Raw genomic sequence first — 5,861 nt, forward strand, 5'->3', positions numbered from 1 at the left:
TTATGCTGCCTTTGCTTCAAAGTATCCTATGAATGGGGAACTGAAAGCACAGGAAGCCAATATTCAGTCCATGCTTTCTTGGAGCGAATTAGAAAATATTACCTATACGCCCACCATATTCATCAATGGCCATGAGTTGCCTAAAGCTTATGCTGTGGAGGATTTAAAATATGTTTTGGAATAGAAACAGCCAAACAGGCTCTAAAAATATTCAGTCGCGATGAATGGTCACAAACTTCGGGTGATTTAAATGTCCGGAGATTTTAACATTCAATAAAATCTAAAATTATGAAAAAATTTAATTTAGAAAATGCTAAGGCTAACATCAGATGAAGTATTGGACAGAAGTCAAATGAAGAAGATTACTGGAGGAGACATAAGCTTTACTATGTGTGACTGTTCAAGATCTGGAGGAGGTTCTAGTATAGCTACTTGTTCAGATGACTTGGTAGAATAAGGAGGGAACCGGTGTTGCACTGCTAGTTATGGGTCGGGATCAGTACAATCAAATTGTTAAATTTTAGAATCTGATACAATCTTAAGAAGGCTGATATTTTCGGCCTTCTTTTTTAAAATTTCCAGAACGTTTTTAAGTCTATTGCAAAATTATCAAAAAAATAAAATACTTATGGTGGACATTTCTTTCTCAAACTTCCAAAGATGGATCAAATTCCACTCAGCAGCTCGCCATATTTTCAGGGGTTTATTTTTTTTAATTTTTTTGATTTCAATTCCCATCTTTTTTTCTTCATGCAAAAATACCGATCGAATAGACGAAATAAAAAAAGGTTACTTTTTTGAATTGGTAGATTCAGTCAAAGTAGATATACCCTATGAATTTGGATTAGTTTCCCCTAAAATGATAGATGGCCATTTGTTGGCGTACAGTTATCTTGATCAAACCTTTCATCTACTTGATTCAATGGGCAAGATTCAAAAATCCATTAAACAGCAAGGAGAGGGACCAAAAGAGTACAGCGAAATTTTGTTTTTTGTTACCATCCACGATGGTCATATAATATTCATGGATGACAAAAAACTAACGTACATCAATTTTCTCGGGGAATGGGTGAAAAGTATTCCATATAATGATCCGAATTTTAGCCGCAGAGGGGGAATTCCATATAATGACATTTATTTTATCGATAAAAATAGTTTTGTGGTCCCTAGCGTACACTTAGATGATCTTGGTTTTAGGGAAGACTACCATGCCGTTTTGGATACGATTCCCATTTGGTTTCATTACAGATATTCTTCTGTTACTGATGAATTTGAAATTGATTCACACGGCCGGTTGGATACGTCAAGCATGTTGTTTTCTCAATTAAAGTTTAATAATTATAAGCCAAGAATTTTTTTGGATAAGGGAGTTGTAAGCACTTATTTCCACTTATTTCCAATGATTTATAAATATAAGATTGGTGAATCTAATTTTCCAATCAGTAAAAAAAAGGTTCTTATTCAAGATTTTAAAAAACCTATTGGTTTGGATTATAAATCTATAACGTTTGAAAACCATATGGAATTTAATAGAGCAGCTGAGATAAACAGCACTTTAAGTTATGTGGTTTCGCTAGAGGATAATCGACTGTTTTTCATATATGGTCAAGGAAAAAATATCAATATGTATGATAGTGATGCAGATGAGGCTCAGGAATCATTGTTTTTTGGATTTATAGAAGATTTTGAAGACGGTAATGAAAGTCGGATTGAATTACCCAAGCACCATGGACATCCTTCATTTGGGCGTGGGATATCCTATTTAGGCGAAAATAGATTTCTTTTTATTTATGAAAATGAGGTAGAAAGAGATTTTTACTGGGGAAAGATTTTTGAATTAAAACCTATCAGAAAATAAGCTACATGTATTTTAAAATTAACTTTTATATGAAAGGCTATTAAATATGTTAAATACATTTAAAAATATTTTGTCGCGACGAATGGTCACGTGCTCTTGTTGACCTTAAATATCAGGAGTAAAATTGGAGTTGATTAACGATTTGTTCACTGTTCAACAAGTAAAAAAAAAAACTATGAAAAAGTTAAGTATTGAAATGTTAAGGCTTACTTCGGAAGAAGTGCTGGAGAGAAGTCAGATGAAAAAGATAACTGGCGGCTATGGCGGGGGAAAATATAAATGTTGCACAACAGGTGGTTGTAGTGCCTGTGTACCATGTCAAACAGATTGCAAGTGTTCTCTTGGAACTCGAACGGCTTGTTAAAATTAATCTTATCATAAAACTGCGCTGTTTATTAAATCAGTGCGGTTTTGTGTTCTTATCATTTGTTATGCTAAAACCTTAGTGATATTAAATGATTACCAAAAAAATTTTTACTATGGTCAAAATTCTCTTTTATTTTTTTTTAATATTTTCTTTTAGTGCTTGCGGAACGGGGCAGAACGGTAATAATATTACTTCTTATGAAGTTAGAGTTGAATTTGAGTTTTTGGATTCCCTCATGGTAGAATCATTATTTGAACTTTATTTAGCTGACAAAAATGAGAATACTGAGCAACTCCTTTTCAATGAGAAGCAGATGAAAGAGTTGATTCTTACAGATCTGGAGGGGAAAATAATTTCACGTTGTGAACCTAATGGAGAAGGCCCGGATAAAGTAGATTCTCCTTTAGAAGTGGCTTTTTGGCAGGATGGAATCGTAATAAAGGAAATATCTTCAGAGCATAAGTTTAATTTTTTTAATCAGAATTTTAAAAAAATAGGCCAAAGTCCCGCGCTCACAAAGAATTTAAATTTTCTTACTATTTACAATTCACATAGGAGTTTCTCAATCTTTGAAAAAGATGGAAAAACCTTAATTGTAGGTCAGGATCTAAATTTGATTGACGAACAGCTTCTAACCGAAAATCCTGAAAATTGTAGTTTATATGAAAGTACAGAAATTGGGTATATTTATGATGTAGATTCAGAATATTATATCCCGATTAACTTATATCCCGAAACTTGGAAGCCAAGACTTGAGCAAAAGTGGGTGGGATTAAAAAATTCCTATGTGCAGGTTTCTAAAACTGATCAAAAAGTTGCCGTACTTCCAAGTGTTGGCAATCAGCTGTTTTTTTATGAGTTAAATGGCACAAGTCTTTCTCCAATTTCTCAGATTTCACTTTTCCACCCGGAGCGAAATGAGAATTTAATCTTCAACGCCAATAATGAATATTTTTTATATCCGCTTTTCACACAGCTATTTAGCGGGGGGGATTACTTTTTGGTAGAATTTCACACTGAAGTGCCTCAGGATATTTATGATTCATTTCGGGCAAAAGGAGAGGATTTCCAAAATGATCCTAAATACTGGGAAGCACTGCAAAAGCATTGGAAATCCAAATATATTCTGACGGATAAAAATGGCAATCAAGGAGGCATTTCAGAACTTCCTGTTCCGGGTGTACTACATTTTATAGATGCAGATGATATTTTATATATCAAGCCTAATCAAAATAAAGAATTGGATTACAATGTTTTTTATCGTTATAAAGTGACCTTAAAATAATTTTTCTATAAAATCAAAAATATGAAAAAATTTAATTTAGAAATGCTAAGGCCAACATCAGATGAAGTATTGGAGAGAAGTCAAATGAAGAAGATTACTGGAGGGTATGGGGGTAGCTGTGGGTATAGACACCCAAGTGGTCAGGTTTGGTGCGGAATGTCATCTTCACAGGCACAAGGTGCATATGCAAATGGAGGGGGCAATTGGTGCTGTGGCAGCTGTCTTTCAAATGGTGGATCTGCCAGTTATTGTTGATTTTCCTTGGGGTTAGGTTTACTCCTAACCCCTTGAAATGGCTTTTTATAGAATTGTATAAATTCAAGAATTTTGTACTGTATATTTAATAATCCTTAAAGTTTTATGAAATTTAAGTGTTTAGTATTTTTGCTCTTATTTTCTCTGTATTCATGTAACCTTAAAACGTCGAAAATAGAAGTTGTTGAATCATTAATTGTTATATCGCTTGAAAAGCTGGACAGTATTCGTATTGATTATATTGGAAACCCCACTGTTCACGATGTGGATCCGAAATCTGGAACAGTACTTTTTATGGAGCACAAAGAGTTTTCTGAAGAGATCTTTATAGCAGATTTTGAGGGGGATATTCGTTCGTCTTTTTCCAAATTTGGGGAAATGCCGGATACTTATGGGGGATTAATGAGTACCATAAAAATTAATGGAACTAATTCATTTTTAGTATATGGATATCGTGGTTTTTTGACTTATGATTTTGACGGAAATCTTTTGTCTTTAATAAAATACGATGATTTTAAAGTGCCAAGCGAATCAAGGATTGCAATGGGGTTTGGAATGGAAAAAATTTCCGATTTTTACCTTTATGTTAACCAAGAATCAAGGCCTTCCGAGACCGCGCAATATGAAGGCCATAAATTATTGTCTTTATTTGACACTGAGGTGGGTAAAAGAACTCCAATCATTGGGTTCCCTGAAAATAGTATTTTTTTGAATGGCAATTATTTTTTTTCTGCTTCGTGGTTTCCTGTGTTCACTCATTATGATGATTATATTTATGTTGCGTTCGGTTCTGAGCCTAAAATTTATGTCTATGAGGCCAATGAACCTTTTAAGGTAAAACATTCTATTTCCCTAAAATTACCCAATTATTATTTTGGAAAAGGTTCTGATGATCCAAATGACTTCAAATATATCGGAATGGTATTTACATCTGGGAGGATTGAGAATATTAAGCGTCTAGGTGAATATTTCATACTGGGATATTTTCCTGGATATGATGCATTAGACACAGAAAAGAGTTTTGAAAATAAGTCACCTGAAGAAGCAATCCATTTTCGGGAAAAGATGCTAAAAAAGTATCCCTCTCGTCTTGCCATTTTAGATTCACTTGGAAATGTCCTCAACGATTTTGTTCCCGATGGACTTGAGCCAAGCAGTATGCTACTACGAAATGGCGAGCTTTGGATGATGGAAATACCCAACGAAGAAGTGGAGGAGGATTATTTTAGATTGTTTAGAGTGGGCATAAAAGAGGAAAGTATCTAACTGCAATAATCGAATTTAGGCCTAAACTATTATCAATTAATCTATTCATCTTATTTCTTCAACTGATTTGAAAACCACCTTCCCCTTCTACAAACAACCCGATGCCAAAGACTGCGGACCTACCTGTCTACGAATCGTTGCCAAGCACTAGTTAAAATTGATTTCCTTTCAGGAGTTTCGAGAAATTTCTGGGATCACTCGAAGCATTAGATGCTGAAGGTGAGCCAAGCAACCTAAGCCAGGGATTTAAAACCATCAGTGACCTGACAATTTTCAAAAAAGACCAAGAAATGCTCCATTACTCTTCGTTGTAAATAGGACTTTTATTGGATTCCAGGGAAATGTCTTCAAGAAAAGGACTCGCAAAGGAAAAAACTGGAGATTAACCCCACTGATAGATTTAATTTTCTTCTAAAGGCATCATATTTTACTTATAAATTGAATGGGAAGAAATTTAAAAGCGTCCATGACTCTATTAAAGGAAATATAAAAGTGAGGATGTAAGCTGAATTGTCCAATAAAATTTATTCCTTCTTAAATCGTCGATATGGGACATTTCCGATTTCAGATGGTAATCGGAATTAGACACAATTACAGCTTGGTTTACCTACCGATTCTTGATGATGAAATCGTCGTTTTATCGCCGAAAAACAAAAATTGGACTCAAATATTTTTCAACATCATCAAAAAAAGGCAATGAGTTGGTGAATTCTACTTTTACTTGTTGATTTAGTTGAAACAGGGGGGGGTAAACGAAGGTTTTAAAAATATTATTCTGTTTCGGCTATTTGGATAATGCAATTGTCTGTAAAACTGTAGGTTGGCGCACA

Annotated in this window: 4 protein-coding genes and 1 pseudogene; all 5 read left to right on the forward strand. The window is 34.2% G+C overall.

Features of this window, described 5'->3' with window-relative positions; translation table 11 throughout:
- Window positions 1-184 (forward strand): annotated as a pseudogene (locus tag Q7J63_RS13185) (VKOR family protein); the annotation flags it as partial.
- Between the two features lie 444 nt (window positions 185-628).
- On the forward strand, window positions 629-1,858 hold the full coding sequence (locus tag Q7J63_RS13190; protein WP_304886774.1) for a hypothetical protein: 1,230 nt from the start codon (window positions 629-631) through the stop codon (window positions 1,856-1,858).
- Window positions 1,859-2,337: 479 nt separating this feature from the next.
- On the forward strand, window positions 2,338-3,510 hold the full coding sequence (locus Q7J63_RS13195; RefSeq protein WP_304886776.1) for a hypothetical protein: 1,173 nt from the start codon (window positions 2,338-2,340) through the stop codon (window positions 3,508-3,510).
- Between the two features lie 21 nt (window positions 3,511-3,531).
- Window positions 3,532-3,765 (forward strand): hypothetical protein, encoded by a 234-nt coding sequence (locus Q7J63_RS13200; protein WP_304886778.1) that lies wholly within the window; start codon window positions 3,532-3,534, stop codon window positions 3,763-3,765.
- 105 nt (window positions 3,766-3,870) lie between these two features.
- Window positions 3,871-5,031: a hypothetical protein gene (locus Q7J63_RS13205; RefSeq protein WP_139189683.1), complete on the forward strand. Its 1,161-nt coding sequence runs from the start codon at window positions 3,871-3,873 to the stop codon at window positions 5,029-5,031.
- The last annotated feature ends 830 nt before the right edge of the window (window positions 5,032-5,861 follow it).

Source organism: Rhodonellum sp. (assembly GCF_030656585.1).
Classification (GTDB): Bacteria; Bacteroidota; Bacteroidia; order Cytophagales; family Cyclobacteriaceae; genus Rhodonellum; species Rhodonellum psychrophilum.